Source organism: bacterium (assembly GCA_023150945.1).
In the GTDB taxonomy this organism is placed as follows: domain Bacteria; phylum Zhuqueibacterota; class Zhuqueibacteria; order Zhuqueibacterales; family Zhuqueibacteraceae; genus Coneutiohabitans.
Window position 1 is genome coordinate 1 of the sequence record JAKLJX010000101.1, and the last position, 559, is coordinate 559.

General features: G+C 58.7%; 2 protein-coding genes. One reads left to right on the forward strand and one right to left on the reverse strand.

Translation table 11 applies throughout. The features are described 5' to 3' along the window. The first annotated feature begins 74 nt into the window (after nt 1–74). Nucleotides 75–242 carry a twin-arginine translocase TatA/TatE family subunit gene (locus L6R21_28235; GenBank protein ID MCK6563094.1) on the forward strand — a complete coding sequence of 56 codons (168 nt, stop codon included), beginning with the start codon at nt 75–77 and terminating at the stop codon, nt 240–242. 118 nt (nt 243–360) lie between these two features. Here L6R21_28235 and L6R21_28240 read toward each other — a convergent pair. Beyond that, nucleotides 361–559, reverse strand: a 199-nt coding sequence (locus L6R21_28240; protein ID MCK6563095.1) for an HU family DNA-binding protein, incomplete at its 5' end; no start/stop codon positions are given.

A 559-nucleotide genomic window follows, 5' to 3' on the forward strand; every position in this document is an offset into this window, starting at 1 on the left:
TGCGGCGGAGAGTGAGCACGCTGCAGAATGCGGGGGGAGTGAAGTAGACTATAATGCGATTGTAAGGAGGCCGCATGAGATCCATTGGCGTCCCTGAGCTGGTAATCATTCTGGGCATCGCCGTGCTGCTGTTTGGCGGGCGGAAGATTCCGGAAGTGGCCAAGGGCTTGGGAGAAGGCATTCGCAACTTCAAGAACGCCTTGAAGAGCGAGGACAAGGCGGAAGAGAAGAAGCAGGCGTAAGCGGCCTTGCATGCCCGCCCCATCGCAATTTGAGGGGCGCGAGCGACAACACAATATCCGAAAGAAAGACTCCGCGGGGGTTTTCGATTGTCTGGAGGGTAGAACAACCGGTACGAAACTACTTCTTCTTGGGCGGGACGATGGCGTCCTTGCACGCCTTGGCGATGCGGAACTTCACCACCTTCTTGGCGGGAATCTTGATCGCTTCGCCGGTGGCGGGGTTGCGGCCCATGCGCGCCTTGGTGTCGCGCAGGACGAGCTTGCCCAAACCGGGGAGGGTGAACATCTTGTTCTTCTTGGTTTCGGCGATGGCGACC

Excerpts from the sequence above, each read along its gene's own strand:
- L6R21_28235 (MCK6563094.1), top strand. The coding sequence starts at position 75 with ATGAGATCCATTGGCGTCCCTGAGCTGGTAATCATTCTGGGCATCGCC.